This window comes from Ruania alba (genome assembly GCF_900105765.1).
GTDB lineage: Bacteria > Actinomycetota > Actinomycetes > Actinomycetales > Beutenbergiaceae > Ruania > Ruania alba.
This window is the reverse complement of sequence record NZ_FNTX01000002.1, coordinates 67,876-92,058: the sequence shown is the minus strand read 5'-3', so window position 1 is coordinate 92,058 and position 24,183 is coordinate 67,876. Positions and strand designations below refer to the sequence as shown.

Sequence of the window (24,183 nt, the reverse complement as noted above, 5' to 3'; positions counted from 1 at the left end):
GCAGCACCCGTCCAACGTCGGTGCCCGCGCCTACCCTGAGCCCATGGACTCCCTCATCACCGGAACCGACGGGCGCACCCGCTGCGGCTGGGTCGGCTCGGACGCCGAGTACGAGCGCTACCACGACGAGGAATGGGGTTTCCCGCTGCACGGCGACCGCGCCCTGTTCGAGAAGATGGCGCTCGAGGGCTTTCAGGCAGGGCTCTCCTGGATCACCATCCTGCGCAAGCGGCCCCGCTTCCGCGAAGTGTTCGCCGGCTTCGACCCGGGCGATGTGGCGCGATTCGGCGAGGACGACATCGAGCGGCTCATGGGTGACGCCGGCATCATCCGCAACCGGGCGAAGATCGTCGCCACCATCGAGAACGCGCGACTCGTGCAGGAGATGGCCGAAGACGATCTGGATACGCTGATGTGGTCCTTCGCCCCGGAGGCCGCTGCCCGGCCGCGCAGCTTCGACGACGTCCCGGCCGTCACAGCGGAGTCGACGGCCATGAGCCAAACTCTGCGCAAGCGCGGGTTCCGGTTCGTGGGCCCGACCACGATGTATGCGCTGATGCAGTCGGCCGGGATGGTCGATGACCACATGGCGGGGTGCTGGCGGGTGGCGTGAAGGCTGCCCGGCCCTGGTGCCGGCGATCCGCCGGCGGGGTCGACCGGCGTAGGCTCAGTGATCGTGCCTCGCCTGCTCGCCGATACCGCGCCGTTGCGGGTGGGCGCGTTCCGCCGCCTGTGGTGGGGGCTCGGAATCTCCAACCTCGGCACCCAGCTGACGGCGGTGGCCGTGGGTCTGCAGGTGTACGCATTGACCGGCTCCACCCTCGCCGTCGGGATTCTCGGGATCTGCGCCCTGGTGCCACTGGTGGTGCTCGGCCTGTACGGCGGTGCGCTGGTGGACCAGTTCGATCGACGCAAGGTCGCGCTGGTGGCCTCCACCGGTCTGTTCGTGGTGACGGCGCTGCTTGCCGTCCAGGCATGGCTGCAGTTGGAGTCGGTGGAGCTGCTGTACGCACTCGTGGCGCTGCAGTCGGCGGCCAGCGCGGTGAACAACCCGGCGCGTTCGGCGATCATCCCGCGCCTGGTGCCGATCAGTCAGCTCGCCGCCGCCAACGCCCTGCAGACCCTCGCGTGGAATGTGGCCCTCACCCTCGGCCCACTGCTGGGTGCCGTGCTGGTGGCCTGGCAGGGGTTCCCGATCGCGTACACCCTGGACACGCTGTTGTTCACGGCCTCCCTCTATGCGCTGTGGCGGTTGCCGGACATTCCGCCGCAACCTGCTGACGACGCGGACGAGGACGGCCCTGCTCAGCGCAGCGCCCCCGCGCGGCGCGTGGTCGGCTGGCGTTCGGTGCTCGATGGGTTGCGCTATCTCGGCACCCGACCGAACCTGCGGATGACCTTCTTGCTCGACCTGAGCGCGATGATCCTGGCCATGCCTCGGGTCCTCTTCCCCGCCGTCGGGGTGGTCCTGATCGGCGGGGGAGAGGCGACCACGGGCGCGCTCACGGCCGCGATCGCCGTCGGGGCGGTGCTGGCCAGCATGCTCTCCGGTGGGCTGTCCGGGGTGCGCGCCCAGGGCAAGGTGATCGTGGGTGCGATCGCGGTGTTCGCGCTCGCGGTGATCGGATTCGGGGTGGTGCTGCTCCTGGTGGGGGAGACGTCTCCGGACGGGGTGATCGTCTGGGCGTTGGTGGCGGCGTTCGTGCTGCTCGCGGTCGCCGGTGCGGCCGACTCGATCTCCTCGATCTTCCGCCAGACCATCCTGCAGGCGGCCACACCGGATGCCATGCGTGGGCGATTGCAGGGCGTGTTCGTCGTGGTGGTCGCTGGTGGCCCCCGCCTCGGCGACCTGGTGGTGGGTGCGGAGGCGTCCTGGTTCGGCGAAGGGCTCGCGGCCGTCATCGGTGGGGCGTTGTGCCTGGTGGCGATCGCCGTGCTCGGCCTCACGCAGCGCCGGTTCCTGGCCTACGACGGCGCCCGGCCCGCCCCGTAGGTCGTCAACTGTTGCTGCTGCGTTGCTCGCCATACCGTGGGCAGGTGGACCAGCACCCGACCCCATCGACGTCCCAGCGCAGATGGCTTCGTCCGGAGCAAGTCCGGCGGGCCATCGCGATGATCCGAACGCCCGAGTTCGTGACCGACCTTCTCCAGATCCTCAAGTCGGTCGTTGCCGCGACGGCAGCCTGGTGGATCTCGGTGAATCTGCTCGACTCGCAGCTGCCCTTCCTGGCGCCGTGGACGGCGCTTCTCGCCGTTCGTGCCACGGTCTACCGGTCCCTCTCCCGCGGGGCCCAGACCACGGTGGCGACCGGCGTGGGAGTTGGGCTGTCGTTCGTGGTCGGTGCGTTCCTCGGAGTGAGCGTCTGGACGTTTGCACTCGCCGTCCTGGTAGGGCTGGCGGGATCGCGACTCACCTGGTTGCGTGATGAAGGGATCGCGATCGCCACCACCTCCGTGTTCATCCTCGGCAGTGGCTTCGGTGATCAGGCCCCGTTGCTCGGTGACCGGCTGATCGAGGTCGGCGTGGGTGTGGCCGTCGGGATCGGTGTGAACCTCCTGATCGTGCCGCCGCTGCGGGGCCAGCAGGCGGCGCGTCATGTGGACGACCTCAACCGCCGGATGGGTGAGACGCTGATCGAGATGGCCGATGAGCTGGAGGGCTCGTGGGACACCGACCGTGCCGATGAATGGGTAGCCCGGACGCGATCGATCGATGAGCAGCTCGCCACCGCCTGGCAGTCCGTGTGGTTCGCGCGCGAGAGCGCCCGGATCAACCCGCGCCGGTATGTGCCCTCGTCGATGCGTGGCCGCGCTGGACAGACAACAGCTGACTCCGAGCGCGAGGAGGTCGGCTACGAGGAGATCTTGACGCGCGTCGGCGAAGGGGTCTCGCATTTGCGCCACCTGGCGCGCACAGTGCGGGAGTCCACCTACGGCGAGAGTCGATGGGATGAGGATTTCCGCCGCGAATGGGTGGCCATCGTCCGCGATGCCGGTCGCTCCATCCGGGACCCGGGCGCCGAGGTTGAGCCGATCTACGACCGACTCGATGCACTGGCTGCCCGCGCCTCGGGTGCAGACGGGTTGCCGGGAGACCTGTGGCCCGCCTACGGGTCGGTCCTGACCAGCATGCGGCACATCGTGCTGGTGGTCGACGACGTCGCCTCGGCTCGCCAAGCCCGGGACAGTTCCCGCGACAATCCGGCCGGGTGAGCCTCAGGGACGTAGGACGGCGTCCAGCCCGGGCGTCACTGTCTCGATCAGTTCCTCCAACGGTAGTTCGGCCACGGGGGTCACCTGCAGGATGTAGCGCGCCGTGGCGATCCCGAACAGGTGGGCCATGGCGAACGGGAGTCGTGCGGCGGTCTCCGCCGGAAGGTCCTTCGTGACCTGAATGAGCATCCGGGACTCGATGGCATCTCGCACCCGCGCCGCTGCCGCCTCGCTGGAGCTCGCCGAGCGCAGGACAGCACGCAGCGACGGGCCTAGGTCGGGCGATTCCCATCCCGAGAGGTAGACGGTGGCGAGGCGCCGTGCGAGCCCGTCAGGGGTGCCGTGCAGGGACTGCGCGACCCGCTCCGGGAGGTCGGCGATCTGATCGAGCACCGCGCCGAAGAGCTGGTCCTTGGACCCGAAGAAGTGCATCACCAGTGCGGGGTCCACCCGCGCCTGGGCGGCGACGGCACGGATGGTGGTGCTGCCGTATCCGTGGGCGGCGAACTGGTCCAGCGCGGCGTGCAGGATCACCGCGCGCGAGTCGTTCGCGCCAGGGCGCCGACCGGTCCGTGCCGACCGCTGGTCCGTCATGACCGTGAGCCTACCCAATCTCAACAAGCATTGACTTCAACGTATGTTGAGTTCTACGGTGTGGACACGATCTTGAGGAGGCTGCCATGGCTGAACACTCCACCCACCCGTCCGGCGAACGTTCGGCGTGGCCGCGTGCCATCGCCGTCCCACTTGCGCTCGTCCTGGTTGCCAGCGTGGTGGTGCTGGCCCTGGTGTGGCCGGCCCGGACGGCCGAGCCGCGCGATGTCCCGATCGCGATCGTGGGGCCGGAACAGGCAGTGATGGGCGTCCAGTCCGCACTGGCCGAGCACGGCGATGGGGCGTTCCGAGCCGACCAGATGCCCGATCGGGACGCCGCGCTGGCCGCGATCAGGAACCGGGAGAGCTATGGTGCGATCCTGCTGGGCGAACGGCCGGAGGTACTCACCGCCTCGGCAGCGAGCAGCGCGATCGCGACGGCGCTCGCCGGCATGGCGCCCACGCTCCAGGCCCAGGCACAGCAAGCCGCCCAGGCGCAGGCGGACGCCGCCGGAGTCGAGGCGCCCGAGGTGGAGGTCACGGTGACCGATGTGGTCCCGCTCGCTGATACCGACCCGCGTGGGGCGGCCCTGGCACTCGCCTCTCTCCCGCTGCTCATCGTCGGACTGCTCGGCGGCATCGTCATCGGTCTGCTGAGCGCCTCCATGGGGCGTCGCCTGCTCGGCGTGGCGATCTACGCCGTCGGCGCTGGACTGCTGCTCCCCGCGATCCTCGGACCGTGGTTAGGGATCGTGCACGGGGACTACCTCACGAACATGGGCGCATTCACGCTCATTCTGGCAGCGATCTCCGCCACTCTCGCCGGGCTGATCGCCGTGCTCGGTCCCCGCGGTGCGGGGCTCGGGGTGGTTCTGCTCGTTGTGATCGCCAACCCGATCTCGTCGGCCGCCATGCCCGTGGAGTTCCTCCCGGGGCCGTGGGGCGAGGTGGGGCAGTGGTTCCCGCCCGGGGCCGCAGCCACGCTGGTGAGATCACTCTCGTACTTCCCGGAGGCAGCGATCGGCGGACCGGTCGCGGTACTCGCGGGATGGCTTGCCGTGGGCCTGGTCCTGGTGACTGCAGGGTCGGTGCGGCACCGGGCCGGATGAGCGCGGGTAGCGTAGGCGAGGATGAAGGTCGCTCGTCGCGCAGGAGTCCCGCCCTTCGAGGTGATGTCCATCCTCGATCGGGTGGCCCAGTTGCGCGCCGCCGGCAGGGACGTGATCTCCCTCTGCGCCGGAGAGCCCTCCGGAGGAGCGCCGCCGGGTGTCGCAGCTCGCGCGGCCGCCCTGCACCAGGCTAACGACCTCGGCTACACCAGCGCTCTCGGCCCGCGCCCGCTGCGGGACGCGATCGCCGGCCACTACCGCCGCTGGTACGGCCTCGACCTCACCGGCGACGACGTCGCGATCACCACCGGCTCCTCCGGCGCCTTCGTGCTCGCCTTCCTCGCTGCCTTCGACCCGGGCGATCGGGTGGCCCTCGCCAGCCCCGGCTACCCCGCCTACCGGAACATCCTCACCGCCCTGGGCTGCGAGGTCGTCGACATCCCGTGCGGGCCCGAGGACCGATTCCAGCCCACCCCGGCGCTGCTCGACCATGCCGCCGCGCAGGGTCCGTTGGCCGGTCTCGTGGTGGCCTCCCCGGCCAACCCCACCGGCACGATGCTCACGCGCACGGAGCTCACCGCGCTCACCACCTGGTGCGACGTCCACGACGTCCGCCTGATCAGCGACGAGATCTACCACGGCATCACCTACGCCGCGGCCGGTGCCCCGGACGCGCGTGGGGTGAGCGCCTGGGAGAGGTCGCGCACCGGTGTGGTGGTCTCTTCCTTCTCCAAGTATTGGGGGATGACGGGGTGGCGCATCGGCTGGGCGCTGGTCCCGCCCGACCTGCGCCCCGGCGTGGACGCACTCGCCGGGAACGTCGCGCTATGCCCACCCGCCCCGGCTGCCTACGCGGCGATCGAAGCGTTCTCGCCCGATTCGTATGCCGCGGCCGATGCCCGGGTGGCCGAGTTCGCCCGCACCCGGGCCACCCTGCTGGAGGCCGTCGACTCGCTCGGCTGGGGTCCGATCGCTCCCGCCGACGGCGCCTTCTACCTCTACGCGGACCTCGCCGACGCTCTTGGTCACCACAGGGATGCCACCTCGTGGAGTCGTGCCCTTCTCGAGGAGGCGGGGGTCGCCGTCGTGCCCGGGATCGACTTCGATCCTGCCGGGGGTGGGCGCTACGTGCGCCTCTCCTTCGCGGCCGGGCACGACGCTGTGGTGACGGCGATCGAGCGGATCCGCGCGTTCCAGTCCCGGTAGGCTCGTCCATCGTGAGCGACGTAGCCCAAATCCTGGAACCATCTGTCTCGTCCGATGTCTGGCGCGGTGCCGTCTCTTGGGTGCCGGACGGCGACCTCTGGCGTCCGTGGCGCCTGCCCCCGGAGCGTACCGACCGTGTGCACGCCCCCGATCTGCTGTGGCCGGCCCGCATGGCTGCAGGGGTGCGCTCGGAGCTGCGCACCGACGCCTCGCGACTGAGCCTTCCGATCAGGTACACCTACGACGCCCCGGGGTTCGTGGATGTCACGGTCGACGGCGGTCTGCACCGCCGCGTCGAGCTCGCCTCCGGGGCGGAGGTGCTCGAGGTGGACCTGCCTGACGGCGAGCATGAGGTGCGCGTGTGGCTCCCCCAGGCGGGGCACACCGCCGTCGGTGGGCTCACCCTCACGGGCGCGAGCGCCGTCGGGTCGTTGCCGGGCCGGTCCCGGTGGACCACCTACGGCAGCTCGATCACCCAGTGCTCGGCCGCGGCCGGACCGAGCGAGACCTGGCCGGCGATCGTGGCGCAGCGGCTCGGGTGGGACCTCACCTGTCTGGGGTTCGGCGGCCAGTGCCATCTCGATCCGGTCGCCGAGCACGCCATCGCGCAGACCCCGGCCGACGTGATCTCGCTGTGCCTGGGTATCAACATCCACGGCAGGACCTCCTTCAACGCGCGGTCCTTCGCACCGCAGATCTCTGGGTTCGTCGAGCGAGTGCGGGGCGCGCACCCGGAGGCGGCCCTCGCCGTCATCACCCCGATCGGGTGCCCGAACCGCGAGAACTCAGCGGACCACGACGGCCTCACCCTGGTGCAGATGCGAGACGCCATCAGCGAGGTGGTCGAGGCACAGAACGCCCACGGCGCCCGGATCACGCTGATCGACGGCCTCAACATCATCAGCGCCGACGAGGCGGGCCAGTTCGACGACGGTCTGCACCCGGGCCCTGAGGGCTACCGCCTGATGGGGGAGCGGCTCACGTCCGCGCTCGGCAGTCTTGCCTAACCCGCACCCACCCGGCTCACCATCCCTCGTTGGAACGGGGTGACGGCATTCGAACGGGTTTGCGTGCGCGCGGAAGCCCGTTCGAACGACGGAACCGCGTTCGAATGCGGGCATGGTGTGGGTGGCGGGCCGGGAATGCGTGGCTAGCGGCGAATGCGGTTGGGCCACGCGGCTGGGTCAGAACATCCGGCGCCGGAACTTCGCGCGCAGGGCGCAGGCCACGGACACTGCGACGACCCCGGCAAGCGCCTGGGCGCCCGCCACCGCCAGGTTGAGGTCGAACGCCGGTTTCCAGGTGACCTCGTCGCCGCGGACCACGTAGGAACCGGACGGCCAGGCACACATGCCCACGCCGCCGCCACCGCCGGATCCCTCGGCGTTCGGTTCGCCGGAGGAACCGTGCGGGTCGCGGCCGCTGCCGGAACCGAAGCCCATCCCGGAGCCACCGATCACTCGCGCGACCGGGATCACCGTGGTCTCACCCACCGTGTAGGCCTCACCGAACACGCGGCGGACAGTGAGTGCCTCGCGCAGAGTCTCGATCGGCAGGTTGGGGTCACCGGTGCTGCGGCTCATCTGGTCCTCCGTTGCGGGTCGGGTGACTCCATCATGCACCCCCGGAATCGGGCGCCGAGGTGGTGGCGGGCCAACAGCCAGATCGTGGTGCCATCTCGTGTGGAGGTCTCTCTCACCCGGCCAGCGCTGTCACCGCCGCGAAGCCCACCGCGACGGCGGCCAGAGTGAGGCCCAGAGTGCCGAGCAGGTTCACCACGCAGCGGCGTCGGTCCCCGGCGAGCAGTAGCCGCGCCGACTCCACCATCGCCGTGGAGAAGGTGGTGAACCCGCCGCACAGCCCGACCGCCAGCACGGTGGCCACACTGCCGAGGGCTCCGGCGTGCAACAGACCGGCGAGCACGCCGATCAGCAACGACCCGGTCGTGTTGATCGCGATCGTGGCGACCGGGAGCGCGCTGTGCCACCGGGCCCGGATCGCCCCGTCCGCCCAGAACCGCAGCGCCGCACCCAGGCCGCCGGCGACGGCGATCAGCGCCGGGATCATCGGCTCTCGCCCTGGTCGCCCCGACCGGTGCGCCGTGCCCCACCGACAGCGATGCCCGCGAGCGCCGCGACCAGCCCCAGCGCCAGACTGGCCAGGGCGTACCCGGCCGCGACCGCGAACTGCCCGCCGGTGAGCAGCCGCTCGGTTTCCAGGGCCAGGCTCGAGAACGTGGTGAGACCACCGAGGAACCCGGTGCCCAGGCCGAGCCGGAAAGCCCGGCGGGTGCGGTCCTCCGCGCCGGCGCGCAGCAGTGCCTCGAGCAGCACGCCCAGGGCGAACGCTCCGAGAAGGTTCGCCGTCAGCGTGGCCCACGGGACGCCGTCGGGCGGGCCGAAGGCCTCGGTGAGCCCGAACCGGGCGAGCGTTCCCGCGGCACCACCCACCGCCACCAGTGCCCCGAGACGGAGCCGACCCTGGCTCACGCGGACGCGCCCCCGTGCAGCGGCACCACCAGCACCGGCAGATCCTGGGTGTGCGCGAGGTGACCGGCCACCGAACCGCCGATCACCTCGTTCATCCAGCCGGAGAACCCCGGGCGGCGGGCACCCACCACGATCATCACCCCGCGGTAGCTGGCGGCCACGTGCGCCAGACCCCGGGCCACCTCGCCGACGGCGGAGACGAACCGCCACGGCACCGCCGACGGCGCCAGCTCGCCGTGCACGAGCGCGCGCACCTCACGCTCGTCCTCGGTGGGCGGGGTGTCGGTGCCGTCGGGGTCCACCGGGGTCGCCGTAGGCACACCGGAGGAGTCCGGTGCCACGAGCACGTGCGTGGGATCCACCCAGACGGCCACCACTCCGGTGCCTTGGGCCTGGGCGATCTCGGCCGCGGTGCGCAGCACGCGCGCGTCCTGCCCGGGCTCGACGCCCACCACGAGCGGACGTTCGGCCGGGGTACCGACCCACGGGTACTCACGCATCTCCATCCGGATCATGATCCCACCTGTGTCAGAGGGGCGCGGGGAACGTGGCCATCTCATCTGCCAGCGGGCCGGCGCTCTGGTCGATCCGGCCCGCGCCGGGACCAGTAGAGTTGGCCCTGCTCCTGAGCGCCAGGCGCAGCAGCCCGGGCGCCCGTCCGCGTCGCGTGAGGAACGAGATGACCGAAGTGCCCACTCAGGCCGTCGACACCGTCGAGAATGCCGCCGTCACCCCGGACGCGGAGCTTCCGTACGCCGAGCTCGGCCTGAAGGATGACGAGTACGCCCGGATCGTGGACATCCTCGGCCGTCGTCCCACCGCTGCCGAGCTCGCGATGTACTCGGTGATGTGGTCCGAGCACTGCTCCTACAAGTCCTCCAAGCGCCACCTCGGCCAGTTCGGCGACAAGACCACCGAGGCGATGCGTGAGCACCTGCTCGTGGGCATCGGGCAGAACGCCGGCGTGGTCGACATCGGTGACGGCTGGGCCGTCACGTTCAAGGTGGAGTCGCACAACCACCCCAGCTACGTTGAGCCCTACCAGGGGGCCGCCACCGGCGTGGGCGGCATCGTCCGCGACATCATCTCGATGGGCGCCCGCCCGGTCGCCGTGATGGACCAGCTCCGGTTCGGGGCCATCGACCACCCGGACACCGCACGCGTGGTGCACGGCGTGGTCTCCGGCGTCGGTGGGTACGGCAACAGCCTCGGCCTGCCGAATATCGGCGGGGAGACCGAGTTCGACGCCTCCTACCAGCGCAACCCGTTGGTGAACGCCCTCTGCGTGGGCGTGCTGCGCCACGAGGACATCCACCTCGCCAACGCCGAGGGAACCGGGAACAAGGTGGTCCTGTTCGGAGCCCGCACCGGCGGCGACGGCATCGGCGGCGCCTCCATCCTCGCCAGCGAGACCTTCGACGAGGACAAGCCCTCCAAGCGCCCCAGTGTGCAGGTGGGCGACCCGTTCATGGAGAAGGTGCTCATCGAGTGCTGCCTGGAACTGTTCGCCGCCCGCGTGGTGGAGGGCATCCAGGACCTCGGTGCTGCCGGGATCTCCTGCGCCACCAGCGAACTCGCCTCCAACGGCGACGGCGGGATGCACGTGGACCTGGAGAACGTGCTGCTGCGCGACCCCACCCTGACCGCCGGCGAGATCCTGATGAGCGAGTCCCAGGAACGCATGATGGCCGTGGTGGCCCCGGACAAGCTGGAGGACTTCCTCGCGATCACCACCAAGTGGGACGTGGAGACCGCAGTGATCGGCGAGGTCACCGGCACCGGGCGGCTCACCATCGACCACAACGGCCAGCGGATCGTCGATGTCGACCCGACCACGGTTGCCCACGAGGGCCCCGTCTACGACCGCCCGTACGCTAAGCCGGCCTGGCAGGACGCCCTGAACGCCGACGACGCAGCTCACCTCCCGCGGCCCACCTCGCCGGAGGAGCTGCGCACCCAGGCACTGACCCTGCTCGCCTCCCCGAACCTCGCGTCGAAGGCCTGGGTCACCGACCAGTACGACCGGTACGTCCAGGGCAACACGGCGATGGCCCAGCCCGACGACGCAGGCGTGATCCGGGTGGACGAGGCCAGCGGCCTCGGGGTGGCCATCGCCACCGACGCCAACGGTCGCTTCACCAAGCTCGACCCCTACACCGGCGCCCAACAGGCGCTCGCCGAGGCCTACCGCAACGTCGCCACCGTGGGGGCACGCCCGCTCGCCGTGACCGACTGCCTGAACTTCGGCTCCCCGGAGGACCCGGACGCCATGTGGCAGCTCGTGCAGGCGATCACCGGACTGGCCGATGCCTGCGCCGAGCTGGGCGTGCCGGTCACCGGCGGCAACGTCTCGCTGTACAACTCCACCCTCGCCGGCGAGGTCGGCAAGGGGCACATCGACGCCTCGATCAACCCCACCCCGGTGGTCGGCGTGTTGGGCGTGCTGGATGACGTCTCGCACGCCACGCCGTCGGGCTGGTCCGAGGCGGGTCTGGCGCTGTACCTGCTCGGAAGCACGCGCACCGAGTTGTCCGGATCGGTGTGGGCGGGCGTCATCCACGACCACCTCGGTGGCCGCCCGCCCGCGGTGGACCTCACCGCCGAGCGTGCCCTGGCCGACGTACTGGTGAGCGCATCCGCCGCAGGCCTGGCGCAGGCCGCGCACGACCTGGCCGCCGGCGGTCTGCTGCAGAGCCTCACCGATGCCGTGCTGCGCCACAACGTCGGCGCCGCGGTGAGCCTGGACGAGCTGTGCGCGCGTGACGGGATCGACGCGCCGACGGCGCTGTTCGCCGAGTCCGGGGCGCGCGCCCTGATCGCCGTGCAGCCGGACCGGGAGGAGGCACTGGTGGCGCTCGCGGAGCAGCACGGGGTCCCGTTCCTGCGCCTGGGTGTGACGGCCGACGGCGGACTGGACGTGGCAGGTCAGCTCACCCTGAGTGTGGGCGACCTGCGCGCCGCCCATGCCGGGACGCTCCCGGCCCGGTTCGCCTGACCACTCATCTCTGAGGAGCCGACGATGACAGTCACCGACGAGACGCTGCACCGCCTCGGCGGGCACCGGGAGCACACGCTCACTCTGGGCAACCAGCAGGCGGTGATCACTGAGGCCGGGGCTGGGTTGCGCGACTACACGGTGGCCGATGCGCCGGTGGTGGCCGGCTACTCCGCCGATGAGCTGTGCCCGAGCGGCCGGGGCCAGTGGTTGGTGCCGTGGCCGAACCGGATCGCCGACGGGCGCTACACCTTTGACGGCACCGAGCAGTCCCTGCCGATCAAGGAAGCCGATCCGCGGAACGCCATCCATGGGTTCGCCCGCTGGGCTGCGTTCGACCTGCTCGAGCGCACCGAGACCTGGGTGGACCTCGGCGCCGTGCTGCCGGCCCGCCCCGGCTACCCGTGGGCCCTGGCGGTGGTGGTGCGCTGGGAACTCGGCCCCGGCGGCCTGAGCACCCGGCTGACCGTCCGCAACCTCGGCACCTCCACGGCCCCCTTCGGAGCCGGCGCACACCCGTACCTTGCCCCCGGTGGGGAGCTCGTGGACCAGGCCGGCGTCACCGTGCCCGGGGCGACCCGGATCACCGGTGACGGTGGCCTGATGACGGAGCGCTCCGCCGTCGGGCCGGATGACGACTTCCGGACCGCGCGCCAGATCGGCGACCACCGGCTCGGCCTGTACACCGACCTGGACCGCGACGCCGACGGCATCGCTCACACCGTGCTGGACCGCTCGGACGGTCTGCGGGTCGACCTGTGGCAGGACGAGGCGTGGCCGTTCGTGCTGCTCTACACCGCCGACGGTGTCAGCGACGCCGAGGGCAAGCGGGGCTCGCTGGCCATTGAGCCGATGACCTGCGCCGTGGATGCCTTCAACACCGGCGACGGCCTCATCACACTGGCCCCGGGCAGGAGTTCACCGGGACCTGGGGAATCAGCGTCGGCTGAGTCCGGCACAGACGATCAGTCGCTGCTTGCGCTCTGGCCCCGGGCCCGCTGGTCCACCACGGCGATCAGCAACGCCACCAGCAGCACCCCGAGCACCACCCGCAGCCCCACGGACATCGCCTCGCCGTAGTCCCCGCTCGCGGCCAGCGTGGCGAAGAACATCGACGCCGACGCCGCGACCCCCACCGAGGTGCCCACCCGCTGACCGGTCTGCAGTGCGCCGCCCGCCACTCCGGCCCGGGGCACCGGCACATCGGCCAGGGTCAGTGCCTGGTTCGGGGAGATCACGATGCCGTTGCCGAAGCCGGAGATCACCAGAACGCCGGCGAGCCACCAGGCCGCCGCCTGCCCGTCCATCACGGTGACCAGCACGTCGGCGACCACCACCCCGGTGATCATCAGCACGATCCCGATGATCACCAGCCGGCGTCCGGCCCGGGCCACCCAGCGACCACTCCACCAGGACGAGACGGCCCCGGCCAGCGCGAACGGGGTGAGCACCAGGCCGGCCTGCCACGGTTCCAGCCCGAGCCCGGACTGCAGGTAGAGGGTGGAGAGCAGGAAGATGCCGGTGAAGCCGCCGAAGTACAGCATCGCGACCAGGGCACCACGGGTGTAGGACGGTGTGCGCAGCAGGTCCCGGGTGATCACCGGATCGCCGCCGCGCCTCTCGTACCGACGCTCCCACCACACGAACGCACCCCCGGCCACCACGCTCACGCCGAGCAGCCACCACGGCGGCTGCGCGGCCCCACCCTCGGACGCCTCGAGGAACGGCAGCATGAAGGCCAGCACGCTCACCCCGAGCAGGAGCAGCCCCGGAACGTCGATCCCGAGGGTGTTCCGGGTGGGACGGACCTTCGGGAGCAGGCGCCACCCGAGGATCAGCACCACCACGCCGACCGGCACGTTCACCCAGAAGACCGCCCGCCAGCCTTGCTCGGCACCGAAGAGCGCGATCAGGCCGCCGCCCAGGAGCGGGCCGATCGCGGTCGAGATCCCCACGGTGGCCCCGAACATGCCGAACGCCCGGCCCCGCTCCGGGCCACGGAACAGCTCCTGGATCAGCGCCAGCACCTGCGGGTTCAACGTCCCGGCCGCCACACCCTGGAGCACGCGACCTACGGCGAGCAGCTCCGCCGTCGGGGCTGCCCCGCACAGGGCGGAGGTGAGGGCGAACAGTGCCACCCCGAGCAGGAACATCCGACGGCGCCCGAACAGGTCCCCGAGGCGGCCCGCCGGCACCAGGACCAACCCGAACGCCAGGGTGTACCCGGCCACGATCCACTGGATCTCCGACGGGTCCGCACGCAGCGCCGTCTCGATGGACGGCAGCGCGACGTTCACGATGGACACGTCCAGCAGGGTGAGGAACCCGGCGGCGAGGCAGACGGCGAAGGCCGACCAGCGTTGCGGGGAGGGTCTCGCCGCTCCGGACGTCACGGAGTCATCGGGCACAGGTCAGGTCTATCACGCGCGTTGCCGCGCCCTGAGGAGCGTCCGTGAGGCAGAATGCGGATCGGGTGGCCGGGTTGCATGGGCTCGGGCCCACAGCGACCAGCCGGGATCGCGACGCGGCGTTCCCGGGAGCGACGGAAGGTGCCAGGTCCCTCGATGAGTTCCCCCAGCGTCAGTTACTCCATCACTGTCCGGCTCGAGATGCCGGCGCAGCCGTCGGCGGTGAGCACCATCACCACCACGGTCGAACGCGCGGGCGGGATCGTCACCGCCGTCGACGTCTCCGCCTCGGGGATGAACCGGCTGCAGGTGGACGTCACCTGCGCCACCGGGGGCGAGGACGATGCCAAGCACGTCGTCGGTGCGCTCAGCGACCTGGACGGGGTGACGATCGGCCGGGTCTCGGACCGGACCTTCCTGGCTCACCTGGGCGGCAAGATCGAGATCCAGCCGAAGATGCAGATCCGGCACCGGGACGATCTCTCCCTCATCTACACCCCTGGTGTGGGGCGGGTCAGCCAGCAGCTGGCCGCGCACCCCGAGGATGCAGTGCGGCTGACCATCAAGCGCAACACGATCGCCGTGGTCACCGATGGCTCGGCCGTCCTCGGGTTGGGCAATATCGGCCCGACGGCGGCCCTGCCCGTGATGGAGGGCAAGGCCGCCCTGTTCAAGAGGTTCGCGGGCATCGATGCCTTTCCGATCTGCCTGGACACCCAGGACGTCGACGAGATCGTGCGGACCGTGAAGATCATTGCCCCGGTGTTCGCGGGGATCAACCTGGAGGACATCTCCGCGCCCCGCTGCTTCGAGATCGAGGAGCGACTGCGGGCCGAGCTGGACGTCCCTGTCTTCCACGACGACCAGCACGGCACGGCGATCGTGGCCCTCGCCGCCTTGCGGAACGCGTTGAAGGTGGTGGGCAAGAACATCGAGGACGTGCGGATCGTGCAGTCCGGCGCCGGCGCCGCGGGCTCGGCGATCCTGCGGCTGATGCTGGCGGCGGGAGCTCGGAACGTGGTGGTCGCCGACGTCGAGGGCATCATTCGCACGGACCGTCCGAACCTGGCGCCCTCCTTGCAGTGGGTCGCCGAGGCCACCCGAGGCGGTGAGCACCCGGGCACGATGCAGGATGCGCTCGTCGGGGCCGATGTGTTCATCGGTGTCTCGGCGCCGAATCTGCTGACCGAGAGTGATGTGGAAGCCATGGCGGAGGGGTCGATCGTCTTCGCGCTCGCCAACCCGCTGCCGGAGATCGACCCGGCGATCGCCACCCGGCACGCCGCCGTCGTGGCCACCGGTCGTAGCGACTTCGCCAACCAGATCAACAATGTGCTCGCGTTCCCGGGGGTGTTCCGCGGGCTCCTGGACGGGCGGTCCACGCGCATCACCGACGAGATGTTGGTGGCCGCGGCGACGGCACTCGCTGACGTGGTGACCCCGGAGGAGCTGAACGCCACCTACATCGTGCCCAGCGTGTTCCACCAGAGCCTGCACACGGCGATTGCCGCCTCGGTGCAGGCGGCGGCTGAGGCGGACAGCCAGTCCCGGTCCTCGGTGACGCAGAGCTGAGGCGTGGGACGCCGTCGGGTGGCGGCGGGGTGACGATCGAGCGAATTCTCGCGATCGACCGGGTGCACGGGTTCCCGAACCGTGTGATTGGGGTTACTTTGCTCTGAGCCCCCGAACGTCAAAGGAGCCCCATGTCTCACCCTCGTGCGCGGCGCGGGCGCATCGTTCGCCCGCTTGCCGCTCTCACGGCCACCGCGTTTCTCAGCCTCGGTGTGACGCCGGCGTTCGCCGACGCCACGCCTGCAACGGCGGGCCTAGGCCCGCGGCTGATCTCCGACGGTGACACCTTCATCAGTGAGCTCCACTACGACAACGATGGCTCCGACACCGGTGAGGCCGTCGAGGTGCAGGCACCGGTCGGGACCGACCTGACCGGCTGGTCGTTGGTCTTCTACAACGGCAATGGCGGCAGCCCCTACGCGACGGCGGACCTGGCCGGGGTGGTCGGGGATTCCGGTGTGGTGGTGGTCGAGCAGGCCGGCATCCAGAACGGCTCCCCGGACGGTCTCGCCCTCGTCGACGATGCGGGCACGGTGGTCGAGCTGCTCTCCTACGAAGGGGAGCTGACCGCCGTCGGGGTCCCGCCGACGGGATGACCAGCACCGACATCGGGGTGAGCGAAGGCAGTTCCGCCTCGGCGACAGAGTCGCTGCAGCGGATCGACGGCGAGTGGACCGGACCGGCGCCGAGTTCCTTCGGCACGGTGAACACTGCTGACGGCGGGACGGATCCCGATCCGGTGGATCCGCCGGAGGGTGACACCCACACCATTGCCCAGATCCAAGGCACCGGGGCGGCGAGCGAGCTCGTCGATCAGACGGTCACCACCAGCGGTGTGGTGACGGCGGTGTACCCGAGCGGGGGTTTCGACGGGTACTACATCCAGACGCCGGGCACCGGCGGTGACGTCGACCCTGCCTCGCTGACCGCTTCCCACGGCATCTTCGTGTACTCCGCGGCCACGGTCGACCAGGTGCAGGTGGGCGACCACGTGCGCGTGCAGGGCCAGGTGACCGAGTACTACGGGCTCACCGAGATCACCGTGCCGGCCGGTGGTGCCGTGGTGCTCGAGACACCTGCCGAACCCGTCGAACCGATCGCCGACTTCGCCCTGGGCGCCACCGAGGCTGAGCGTGAGGTGGTCGAGGGCATGCTGGTAGCCCCGGTGGCCGACTACGTCGTCTCCGACACCTACGCCCTCGGCGGGTGGGGCTCGGCATACGGGTCAATCGGCCTGGGGCTGGGCGGCCCGCTGGTGCAGGAGACCGACGTCGCACCGCTGGGCACTGCCGAGTACGACGCCGCCGTCGCCGACAACAACGCCCGCGCGGTCACCCTCGACGACGGCCAGTCCGCCCAGACCAGCAGCGACCAGGAGGTGCCCTATCTCACCGGCGCCCCGGACCTGCGCACCGGAGCCGGGGTGCAGTTCACCGAGCCGGTGATCGTGGACTACCGGTTCCAGTGGAACTTCCAGCCCACCGCACCGGTCAGCGGCAACGCGGACGCACTGGTGACTTTCGGGGGCGGGAACACCCAAGCCGCGAACGCCGCACCGGAGGACGTCGGCGGGGACCTCGTGCTCGCCACCTTCAATGTGCTCAACTACTTCACCACCCTCGGCGAGGACGTGCCCGAGTGTGAGGCCTACACCGATCGGGACGGCAACCCGCTCACCGTGCGCCGCGGCTGCGATCCCCGCGGAGCCTGGGACACCGAGAACTTCGAGCGTCAGCAGGCCAAGATCGTCGCGGCGATCAATGGCCTCGGCGCCGACGTCGTCTCCCTCGAGGAGATCGAGAACTCGGCGGTCTTCGGCGCCGACCGGGACGAGACACTCGCTGCACTGGTCGAGGCACTGAATGCCGCCGCAGGTGAGGACCGGTGGGCTTATGCCGAGTCGCCGTCGGAGCTGCCGGCGCTTGCGGACCAAGACGTGATCCGCAACGCCTTCATCTACACGCCGGAGACTGTGGAACCGACCGGGGAATCGGTGGTGCTCACCGGCGACCCGGCCTTCGACAACGCGCGTGAGCCGCTCGCGCAGGTGTTCACCGCCGTCGGCACCGACTACTCCTTCGTGGCCGTCACGAACCACTTCAAGTCCAAGGGCGGCGACTGTGGCGACCTGCCGCAGGGCTGCTACGAGGAGGACCGGGTGGCGCAGGCCGAGGCATTGACCGGCTTCGCTGAGGATGTGGCTACCGACGCCGGAACCGAGGACATCTTCCTGCTCGGCGACTTCAACTCCTACAGCGCCGAGGCCCCCGCGCTGGCCATCGAGGATGCCGATTACACCAACCTCAATGATGGGGAGACCACCTACGTCTTCGACGGCAAGGTCGGCTCGCTCGACCACGTGTTCGCCAACGAGACCGCGGCCGATCGGGTCACCGGCGTCGACATCTGGAGCATCAACTCGGCCGAGTCGGTGCTCGCGGAGTACTCCCGCCACAACTACTTCGCCAGCGACCACTTCCAGCCGGGCACCCAGTACCGGGCCTCCGACCACGACCCGATCCTCGTCGGGATCGACGTGCCGGACGCCACGGACACCCTGGTGGACCTGGACATCCTGTCCATCAACGACTTCCACGGCCGGATCGAGGCGAACCGGGAGTCCGCGGGTGCGGCGGTGCTGGCCTGCACGGTGGACTCCTACCGGAGCGAGAACCCGAACACTCTGTTCGTCTCCGCCGGGGACAACATCGGGGCCTCCACGTTCACCTCGTTCATCTCTGACGATCAGCCCACCATCGACGTGCTGAACATGATGGGCCTGGACGTCTCCGCCCTGGGTAACCACGAGTTCGACCGCGGTCAGCAGGACGTGACCGACCGGGTGATCCCGGCCTCGGACTTCCCCCTGCTGGGCGCGAACATCGTCGACGCGGACGGCGAGCCGGCGTTCGACCCGTACTGGGTCACCGAGACCGGTGGTGTGCGAGTCGGCTTCATCGGAGTACTCACCGAGGACATGCCCACCCTGGTCTCCCCGGCCGGGATCGAGGGCCTCACCTTCACCGACATGGGCGAGGCGGCCAACACCTACGCCGACCAGCTCACCGATGGTGACGAGTCCAATGACGAGGCCGACGTGATCGTCGTTCTCGCCCACGACGGCGCCCCGGGTGCGGAGCTGTCGAGTGCGGACGGTGCTCCTTTCGGTGATCTGGTCGACGGGGCGCACGAGCAGATCGATGCGATCATCTCCGGGCACACGCACCAGGCCTACGTGCACAACACCGACGGCGTCTGGGTCACCCAGGCTCGCCAGTACGGCGAGCTGCTCGGCCACCTCAGCCTCACCGTCGACACCACCACCGGTGACGTCGTCGCCGGCGAGGCGGAGAACGTGGACCTGGTCCCGGAGCCGGGAGACGACACCACGCCGCGCGAGGAACTGTGCGCCGGGGACCCGGACGTGCAGGACGTGGTGGACGAAGCCGTGGCCGTCGCCGATGAACTCGGCAGCGTGCCGCTCGGTGAGATCACTGCGGACCTGAATCGCGCCGTCGGGACCTCGGGCGAGCCGGGCTCGAACCGAGCCGGTGAGTCCACCCTGGGCAACGCCGTCTCCGACGTGCAGCTCTGGGCCGCGCAACGGACCAACCCGAGCACCCAGATCGCGTTCATGAACCCGGGCGGGCTGCGTGATGACCTGCGCTACGCCGCCGACGGTGACGAGGGCGATGGCGTGGTGACCTACCGGGAGGCAGCGAACGTGCAGCCGTTCGCGAACACCCTGGTCACCATGGACCTCACCGGTGCGCAGCTGGACACGCTGCTCGAGCAGCAGTGGCGCACCGATGGCGACGCCGAGACGAAGCTGCACCTCGGTGTGTCGGCCGGTTTCCAGTACGTCTACGACCCGAGCGCCCCGCTGGGTGAGCGGATCACGGCGATGAGCCTGGACGGGGAGCCGATCGAACCGGAGGGTGTGTACACGATCGTCACCAACTCCTTCCTCGCGGCCGGCGGCGACGGGTTCTCGGTGTTCACCGAAGGCGCAGGTACGGCCGACTCCGGTCAGGTGGACCTGACGGCGATGGTGGACTACTTCGCCGAGCTCGGCACGGTCGCCCCGGACCAGCAGCAGCGGGCTGTCGGCCTCACCTGGACCTCCGACCCGGACGCGACCTACGCGCCGGGGGAGGAGATCGCGGTGGACGTCTCCTCGTTCGCCTTCTCGACCGGTGAGCCGGCCCCCGAGGCGCTGCAGACATCGCTGGGAGGCGTAGCCACCGAACCGGCGGCGCTGGAGGTCACCCCGGTTGACGGGACCGACCTGGTGGGGCAAGCACGGGTGCGGGTGACCGTGCCGGACGGACTCGAGGCTCCGGTGGAGCTGGTGATCACCGACGAGCTGAACGGCACCTCGATCACTGTGCCGGTGGCCATCAGCGCCGGGGACGACCCGGGGCAGCCGGGTCCGCCCGACCACGCGGGCCCGCCGGAGCACGCGGGTCCGCCCGACCACGCAGGTCCGCCGGAGCACTCCGGAGCCCCGGACCATGCCGGTCCGCCCGAGCACGCGGGTCCGCCGGAGCACGCCGGGCCCAAGGCGAGGTCGGACCGGATGACCGCCGTCTGAGGCTTCGCGCCCGACCGGATCGACGGGCATGCGTCAGCGTAGGCGCCCATGCCGCCTCGCTCGACGCATCCCCGTCGATCCAGCCATCTGACCTCGTTGGGACAGGGAGGAAACAGTGGTGGCCCGTTCTCCCGGGGGAGGCGGGCCACCACTGTCACGTTCGGGCGGTTGTCGTGCGCCAGGCGCGCCTACGCCCGGCCGCGAGGTCAGCGCAGCTGCGCCGCCAACGGGCACGTGAAGGTGTCCCTCGCGCCCAGGCCGACCACGTTGAGGTGGCGCACCACGATGCCGTAGGAGCGCCACAGGCTGGTCTGGGTGTAGGTGACGGAGTGGTCGGCGCAGAACTGGCGGACCAACGGTGCCACCCGGCGCAGGTGCGGGCGGGGCATGTTCGGGAACAGGTGGTGCTCCACCTGGAAGTTCAGGCCGCCCATGGCCACATCCACCCAACGACCACCGGTGATGTTGCGGCTCATCAGGGTCTGCCGGCGGAGAAAGTCCAGGCGCATGTCCTTCGGCACGACCGGCATGCCCACATGGTTCGGGGCGAACGAGGCACCCATGTACACGCCGAACACGGCCAGCTGCACCCCGAGGAACGCTCCGGCGATCCCGGGGGAGAGCACCAGGAACAGGAAGGCGGGGAAGGCGATCAGCCGGATCGCGAGGAAGATGATCTCCACCGTGCGGCGCTTCAGCGGTGCGCGGCCCAAGACCCGCTTGGTGCTGGTCAGGTGCAGGTCGAGCCCCTCGAGCAGCAGCATCGGGAAGAAGAACCACCCTTGGCGCTTGAGGAACCAGTCGATCGCCGGGTGGCGGCGACGTTCGTCGGCCTGCTCCGGGGTGAACGTCACATACGGCAGGTCGATGTCCGGGTCAGAGCCGCGCTTGTTGGGGTTGGCGTGGTGGCGGGAGTGCTTGCTCTGCCACCAGCCGTGGCTCAGGCCGACGAACAGATTGGCCAGCACGATAGCCGTCCAGTCGTTCCATTTCGGCGAGCTGAAGATCTGTTTGTGCGCGGCGTCGTGGCCGAGGAAGGCGATCTGCGTCATCACCGCACCCATGACGACGGCGAGAGCCATCAGCCACCAGGTGCTGCCGAGAAGAGCGATCGCCGCGATGATCGCGCCGAAGGCCAGGGCCGCGCCGATCAGGCGCGGCCAGTAGTAGCCGTAGCGCCGGCGAAGCAGACCGCTCTCGCGGACCTCGCGGGTCAGGGCGCTGAACTGGCTGATGTATGCGTCCCGAGGACGCTCGGCGGTGGCGGTCATCGCGCACCTCTCACGCTTGAGGTTGAGTGCCCAGGTCTCGATCGGGGGAGTCGTGGGCTGTCGGTGACGATCGGTCATCGTCACCGACGGTGAAAATGCTCCGGCCGCCGTCGGGCGAACCAACGGCGGCCGGAGCGAGCGGAGCGTTCCTTACGGAAGTAGCTCCGCCGTCAGAATCAGAGCGGGCGGATGTTCGACGCCTGCGGGCCCTTGGGGCCCTGGGTCACCTCGAACTCGACACGCTGGTTGTCCTCGAGGGAGCGGTAGCCGTCAGCCTGGATGGCCGAGTAGTGCGCGAACACGTCCGCGCTGCCGTCCTCGGGGGCGATGAAGCCGAACCCCTTCTCAGAGTTGAACCACTTCACAGTTCCTACAGTCATGCGTTTCTCCATCATTCAGAGTGCGGACCCGACTGTCGGGTCCGATTCAGCCACGGTGTCGGGCGTCAACTCTTCTGGTGAAGAAAAACGCCCCGAGCCTTGTAAGGCTGGGGCGTCCGACGTGCGATTCACTGCAACCAGGTTCAAGCCTACCGCACAACTGCCGAAAAGGAAGGTGTGGGTCCACTCACGTCAGCCACGAGCCCGAGACCAGGGTGCGTGCGGCCCCAGGGACGGGCCTCCCAGCGCGGGCATCGGCGATGATCCGGTCGACGTCCGGCTTCTCCGTGGTGCCGCTCCACCCGGCCTGCCGCGTGGCCGGGGTGGTGGTGACATGCCACCCGGAACCGGTGACGTGCACGATGCCGCCCCGGACGATGGCACCGATGCTCGTGTCGATCGCCTCGAGCAGGTTCGCCGAGCCGAAGTCGCAGGCGTCGCACCCGCAGTCCGGCTCTGGGTCCAGCCAGGCAGGGGGTGCGCCGATGCCGAGGGTGAGGATGCACCCGGGCACGTCCTGGAGCGCGTTGGTGACCAGGACGAGCGGTTCGGTCCCCGCAGCATGTGGGGTGAGCCGGGTGCCGGCGCCGACAGGAAGCCGCCATGGCAGATCGGTCACCGGCACCGACACGGCCGTGGCCAGACCGAGACCGGCGAGTGCCTGCTGCCAGGCGAGCGCCCGGGCGCCCACGATGCGGTACTTCCGCGGGTCGCTCACCCGGGAGTACGCCTCGTCCGGCGGTTCGGTGTCCCTGGGCCGGGGATTCGGCCAGCTGATCCGGCTCTCCGGGAGGGCCGCGTAGGCGTCGTCGACGGCGCGCGTAATCTCGGCCTCGTCCATCCCCCGAGCGTAGGACCCGGACATCGCGCGTCGCTTCGGCGGTTGAGCCGTCCGACCGCCAGATCGACTGGCTGGGTAGGCTCAGATGCCGTGGCCCGACGACGTATCGATCCCGGCGAGGGCGAGCTCGCCCTGGCCGCGTGGCAACGCGGCGAGGCGACGCCCGCCCAGGTGCGTACCGCCGTCAGGTATGGCCTGCAGACGCTGGCCGACCGCGCCCCCGGCACCTCCGTGGAGGTCCGGGTCCCGCCGGCCGGGGTGGTGCAGGTGATCGAAGGGCCACGGCACACCCGCGGCACCCCGCCGAACGTCGTCGAGACGAACCCGGACACCTTCCTGGCCCTGGCGACCGGGCAGACCAGCTGGCCGGACGCCGTCGGCTCCGGAGCGGTCACCGCATCGGGCTCGCGTGCGAACCTCACCGGCTGGCTACCGCTGTGGCCGTGAGGGGCGGCGCACCACCTATCGTGCATTGTGTAGTCTCTGCGCGATCCTGCCCATCGATCGAAGGACCCCCATGACCCGCGTCGCCACCATTCGCACCCTGGCTGTGGCCGCCGGTGCCTCACTCGCACTGGTCGCGTGCTCCGAGTCCTCCGACGACGGCTCCGGCGACTCCGCCGGGGGCGAGTCCTACTCGGTCGGGATCACCCAGATCGTCTCCCACCCGTCTCTGGACGCCGCGCGGGACGGGTTCAAAGCCGCCCTCGCCGACGCCGGGCTCGAGGTCACCTACGACGAGCAGAACGCGCAGGGCGACCAGGCCACGGCCACCTCGATCGCCACCACCTTCGCCTCCGACGACCTGGACCTGATCCTCGCGATCGCCACCCCCACCGCACAGGCGACCGCCCAGGCCACCACCGAGATCCCGATCCTGTTCACCGCGGTCACCGACCCGGTGGAGGCGGGCCTGGTGGACAGCTGGGAATCCCCGGGAAGCAACCTCACCGGCACCTCGGACCTGAACCCGGTGGAGGAGCAGCTCGCGTTGCTGGAGGACCTCGCCCCCGACGCCGGCAGCCTCGGCATCGTGTACAGCTCCGGCGAGGTGAACTCTCAGGTACAGGTAGACCTGGCCACGGCCGCGGCGGAGACGCTCGGGCTGGAGGTCCAGACGGCGACCGTCACCAACTCCGGCGAGGTGCAGCAGGCCGCCGACTCGCTCGACGTGGACGCCTACTACGTGCCCACCGACAACACGGTCGTCTCCGCGCTGGAGTCGCTCCTGCAGGTGGCCGAGTCCCGCAGCGTCCCGGTGATCGCCTCCGAGGGCGACAGCGTGGAGCGCGGTGCGGTGGCCACCTACGGCCTCGACTACGACTTGCTCGGCCGCCAGACCGGGGAGATGGCCGTCCAGGTGCTCACCGAGGGCACCGCCCCGGCGGATATCCCCGTCGAGACCCAGACCGAGCTCTCCCTGATCGTGAACCCGGCGGCCGCGGAGCGGATGGGCATCGAGCTCAGCGAGGACCTGCTCGCCGAGGCCGACACCGTGATCGAGTGATCGC

The 24,183-nt window shown here is 70.3% G+C and carries 22 protein-coding genes; 13 read left to right on the top strand and 9 right to left on the bottom strand.

Going from position 1 to position 24,183, the window contains the following annotated elements; all coding sequences use genetic code 11:
- The first annotated feature begins 43 nt into the window (after positions 1 to 43).
- The 3 genes from BLU77_RS10900 (at position 44) to BLU77_RS10890 (ending at position 3,213) form a co-directional block, all read left to right on the top strand.
- On the top strand, positions 44 to 613 hold the full coding sequence (locus BLU77_RS10900) for a DNA-3-methyladenine glycosylase I (protein WP_089773202.1): 570 nt from the start codon (positions 44 to 46) through the stop codon (positions 611 to 613).
- Between the two features lie 63 nt (positions 614 to 676).
- Positions 677 to 1,993 carry an MFS transporter gene (locus BLU77_RS10895; protein ID WP_089775641.1) on the top strand — a complete coding sequence of 439 codons (1,317 nt, stop codon included), beginning with the start codon at positions 677 to 679 and terminating at the stop codon, positions 1,991 to 1,993.
- A 44-nt stretch (positions 1,994 to 2,037) separates the two neighbouring features.
- Positions 2,038 to 3,213 (top strand): FUSC family protein, encoded by a 1,176-nt coding sequence (locus BLU77_RS10890; RefSeq protein WP_245708817.1) that lies wholly within the window; start codon positions 2,038 to 2,040, stop codon positions 3,211 to 3,213.
- A 3-nt stretch (positions 3,214 to 3,216) separates the two neighbouring features.
- On the opposite strand, the gene BLU77_RS10885 is transcribed toward BLU77_RS10890, so the two are convergent.
- Positions 3,217 to 3,807, bottom strand: a complete 591-nt coding sequence (locus tag BLU77_RS10885; RefSeq protein ID WP_089773200.1) for a TetR/AcrR family transcriptional regulator — start codon at positions 3,805 to 3,807, stop codon at positions 3,217 to 3,219.
- A gap of 86 nt (positions 3,808 to 3,893) precedes the next feature.
- Here BLU77_RS10885 and BLU77_RS10880 point away from each other — a divergent pair, with 86 nt between their 5' ends.
- Genes BLU77_RS10880 through BLU77_RS10870 form a run of 3 tightly spaced genes read left to right on the top strand, consistent with a single transcriptional unit; the run spans position 3,894 to position 7,129 of the window.
- On the top strand, positions 3,894 to 4,916 hold the full coding sequence (locus tag BLU77_RS10880; protein ID WP_089773199.1) for a hypothetical protein: 1,023 nt from the start codon (positions 3,894 to 3,896) through the stop codon (positions 4,914 to 4,916).
- Positions 4,917 to 4,937: 21 nt separating this feature from the next.
- Positions 4,938 to 6,122: a pyridoxal phosphate-dependent aminotransferase gene (locus tag BLU77_RS10875; protein ID WP_089773198.1), complete on the top strand. Its 1,185-nt coding sequence runs from the start codon at positions 4,938 to 4,940 to the stop codon at positions 6,120 to 6,122.
- Positions 6,123 to 6,133: 11 nt separating this feature from the next.
- Positions 6,134 to 7,129 (top strand): GDSL-type esterase/lipase family protein, encoded by a 996-nt coding sequence (locus tag BLU77_RS10870; protein ID WP_139177739.1) that lies wholly within the window; start codon positions 6,134 to 6,136, stop codon positions 7,127 to 7,129.
- 177 nt (positions 7,130 to 7,306) lie between these two features.
- Here BLU77_RS10870 and BLU77_RS10865 read toward each other — a convergent pair whose 3' ends face one another.
- From BLU77_RS10865 to BLU77_RS10850, 4 genes are all read right to left on the bottom strand, one after another.
- The gene (locus BLU77_RS10865; protein WP_089773196.1) at positions 7,307 to 7,705 is read right to left on the bottom strand and encodes a spore germination protein GerW family protein; all 399 of its coding nucleotides are present in this window, start codon (positions 7,703 to 7,705) and stop codon (positions 7,307 to 7,309) included.
- Positions 7,706 to 7,817: 112 nt separating this feature from the next.
- Positions 7,818 to 8,189, bottom strand: coding sequence for a fluoride efflux transporter FluC (locus BLU77_RS10860; RefSeq protein WP_089773195.1), 372 nt, complete (start codon positions 8,187 to 8,189; stop codon positions 7,818 to 7,820).
- Positions 8,186 to 8,611: a fluoride efflux transporter FluC gene (locus tag BLU77_RS10855; RefSeq protein ID WP_089773194.1), complete on the bottom strand. Its 426-nt coding sequence runs from the start codon at positions 8,609 to 8,611 to the stop codon at positions 8,186 to 8,188. Before BLU77_RS10855 ends, BLU77_RS10860 begins: the two co-directional genes overlap by 4 nt.
- Positions 8,608 to 9,126 carry a universal stress protein gene (locus tag BLU77_RS10850; RefSeq protein WP_175477052.1) on the bottom strand — a complete coding sequence of 173 codons (519 nt, stop codon included), beginning with the start codon at positions 9,124 to 9,126 and terminating at the stop codon, positions 8,608 to 8,610. The genes BLU77_RS10855 and BLU77_RS10850 overlap by 4 nt, the downstream gene beginning before the upstream one ends.
- A gap of 164 nt (positions 9,127 to 9,290) precedes the next feature.
- Here BLU77_RS10850 and purL point away from each other — a divergent pair, with 164 nt between their 5' ends.
- Both purL and BLU77_RS10840 read left to right on the top strand, forming a co-directional pair.
- A complete protein-coding gene (gene purL / locus BLU77_RS10845; protein WP_089773192.1) occupies positions 9,291 to 11,606 on the top strand; it encodes a phosphoribosylformylglycinamidine synthase subunit PurL in 2,316 nt (771 codons plus the stop codon).
- A gap of 24 nt (positions 11,607 to 11,630) precedes the next feature.
- Complete coding sequence (locus tag BLU77_RS10840; RefSeq protein WP_089773191.1) at positions 11,631 to 12,686, top strand: aldose 1-epimerase family protein; 1,056 nt, start codon at positions 11,631 to 11,633, stop codon at positions 12,684 to 12,686.
- Here the strand turns inward: BLU77_RS10840 and BLU77_RS10835 are convergent.
- A complete protein-coding gene (locus tag BLU77_RS10835; protein WP_245708816.1) occupies positions 12,572 to 14,014 on the bottom strand; it encodes an MFS transporter in 1,443 nt (480 codons plus the stop codon). The two genes, BLU77_RS10840 and BLU77_RS10835, sit on opposite strands and share 115 nt — an antisense overlap.
- Before the next feature lie 156 nt (positions 14,015 to 14,170).
- Here BLU77_RS10835 and BLU77_RS10830 point away from each other — a divergent pair, with 156 nt between their 5' ends.
- From BLU77_RS10830 to BLU77_RS10820, 3 genes are all read left to right on the top strand, one after another.
- Positions 14,171 to 15,586, top strand: coding sequence for an NAD-dependent malic enzyme (locus BLU77_RS10830; protein ID WP_089773190.1), 1,416 nt, complete (start codon positions 14,171 to 14,173; stop codon positions 15,584 to 15,586).
- Positions 15,587 to 15,717: 131 nt separating this feature from the next.
- Positions 15,718 to 16,182, top strand: a complete 465-nt coding sequence (locus tag BLU77_RS10825) for a lamin tail domain-containing protein (RefSeq protein ID WP_089773189.1) — start codon at positions 15,718 to 15,720, stop codon at positions 16,180 to 16,182.
- A complete protein-coding gene (locus BLU77_RS10820) occupies positions 16,179 to 20,180 on the top strand; it encodes an ExeM/NucH family extracellular endonuclease (RefSeq protein ID WP_089773188.1) in 4,002 nt (1,333 codons plus the stop codon). Before BLU77_RS10825 ends, BLU77_RS10820 begins: the two co-directional genes overlap by 4 nt.
- Positions 20,181 to 20,386: 206 nt before the next feature.
- Here BLU77_RS10820 and BLU77_RS10815 read toward each other — a convergent pair whose 3' ends face one another.
- The 3 genes from BLU77_RS10815 to BLU77_RS10805 all read right to left on the bottom strand — a co-directional run bounded on the left by BLU77_RS10815 (position 20,387) and on the right by BLU77_RS10805 (position 22,672).
- On the bottom strand, positions 20,387 to 21,451 hold the full coding sequence (locus BLU77_RS10815; protein WP_089773187.1) for a fatty acid desaturase family protein: 1,065 nt from the start codon (positions 21,449 to 21,451) through the stop codon (positions 20,387 to 20,389).
- Positions 21,452 to 21,627: 176 nt separating this feature from the next.
- Positions 21,628 to 21,831, bottom strand: a complete 204-nt coding sequence (locus tag BLU77_RS10810) for a cold-shock protein (RefSeq protein WP_089773186.1) — start codon at positions 21,829 to 21,831, stop codon at positions 21,628 to 21,630.
- A 187-nt stretch (positions 21,832 to 22,018) separates the two neighbouring features.
- Complete coding sequence (locus BLU77_RS10805; RefSeq protein ID WP_139177738.1) at positions 22,019 to 22,672, bottom strand: DUF6226 family protein; 654 nt, start codon at positions 22,670 to 22,672, stop codon at positions 22,019 to 22,021.
- Between the two features lie 90 nt (positions 22,673 to 22,762).
- On the opposite strand from BLU77_RS10805, the gene BLU77_RS22635 reads away from it, so the two are divergent.
- Together BLU77_RS22635 and BLU77_RS10795 are read left to right on the top strand one after the other, a co-directional pair.
- On the top strand, positions 22,763 to 23,119 hold the full coding sequence (locus BLU77_RS22635) for a sterol carrier family protein (protein ID WP_089773184.1): 357 nt from the start codon (positions 22,763 to 22,765) through the stop codon (positions 23,117 to 23,119).
- A 70-nt stretch (positions 23,120 to 23,189) separates the two neighbouring features.
- Complete coding sequence (locus BLU77_RS10795) at positions 23,190 to 24,179, top strand: ABC transporter substrate-binding protein (protein ID WP_089773183.1); 990 nt, start codon at positions 23,190 to 23,192, stop codon at positions 24,177 to 24,179.
- Positions 24,180 to 24,183: the final 4 nt, after the last annotated feature.

Coding starts and splice junctions, on each gene's coding strand:
- BLU77_RS10840 (WP_089773191.1), top strand. CDS start 11,631: ATGACAGTCACCGACGAGACGCTGCACCGCCTCGGCGGGCACCGGGAG.
- BLU77_RS10830 (WP_089773190.1), top strand. CDS start 14,171: ATGAGTTCCCCCAGCGTCAGTTACTCCATCACTGTCCGGCTCGAGATG.
- BLU77_RS10820 (WP_089773188.1), top strand. CDS start 16,179: ATGACCAGCACCGACATCGGGGTGAGCGAAGGCAGTTCCGCCTCGGCG.
- BLU77_RS10850 (WP_175477052.1), bottom strand. CDS start 9,126: ATGATCCGGATGGAGATGCGTGAGTACCCGTGGGTCGGTACCCCGGCC.
- BLU77_RS10885 (WP_089773200.1), bottom strand. CDS start 3,807: ATGACGGACCAGCGGTCGGCACGGACCGGTCGGCGCCCTGGCGCGAAC.
- purL (WP_089773192.1), top strand. CDS start 9,291: ATGACCGAAGTGCCCACTCAGGCCGTCGACACCGTCGAGAATGCCGCC.
- BLU77_RS10810 (WP_089773186.1), bottom strand. CDS start 21,831: ATGACTGTAGGAACTGTGAAGTGGTTCAACTCTGAGAAGGGGTTCGGC.
- BLU77_RS10865 (WP_089773196.1), bottom strand. CDS start 7,705: ATGAGCCGCAGCACCGGTGACCCCAACCTGCCGATCGAGACTCTGCGC.
- BLU77_RS10860 (WP_089773195.1), bottom strand. CDS start 8,189: ATGATCCCGGCGCTGATCGCCGTCGCCGGCGGCCTGGGTGCGGCGCTG.
- BLU77_RS10795 (WP_089773183.1), top strand. CDS start 23,190: ATGACCCGCGTCGCCACCATTCGCACCCTGGCTGTGGCCGCCGGTGCC.
- BLU77_RS10805 (WP_139177738.1), bottom strand. CDS start 22,672: ATGGACGAGGCCGAGATTACGCGCGCCGTCGACGACGCCTACGCGGCC.
- BLU77_RS10875 (WP_089773198.1), top strand. CDS start 4,938: ATGAAGGTCGCTCGTCGCGCAGGAGTCCCGCCCTTCGAGGTGATGTCC.
- BLU77_RS10825 (WP_089773189.1), top strand. CDS start 15,718: ATGTCTCACCCTCGTGCGCGGCGCGGGCGCATCGTTCGCCCGCTTGCC.
- BLU77_RS10880 (WP_089773199.1), top strand. CDS start 3,894: ATGGCTGAACACTCCACCCACCCGTCCGGCGAACGTTCGGCGTGGCCG.
- BLU77_RS10900 (WP_089773202.1), top strand. CDS start 44: ATGGACTCCCTCATCACCGGAACCGACGGGCGCACCCGCTGCGGCTGG.
- BLU77_RS10815 (WP_089773187.1), bottom strand. CDS start 21,451: ATGACCGCCACCGCCGAGCGTCCTCGGGACGCATACATCAGCCAGTTC.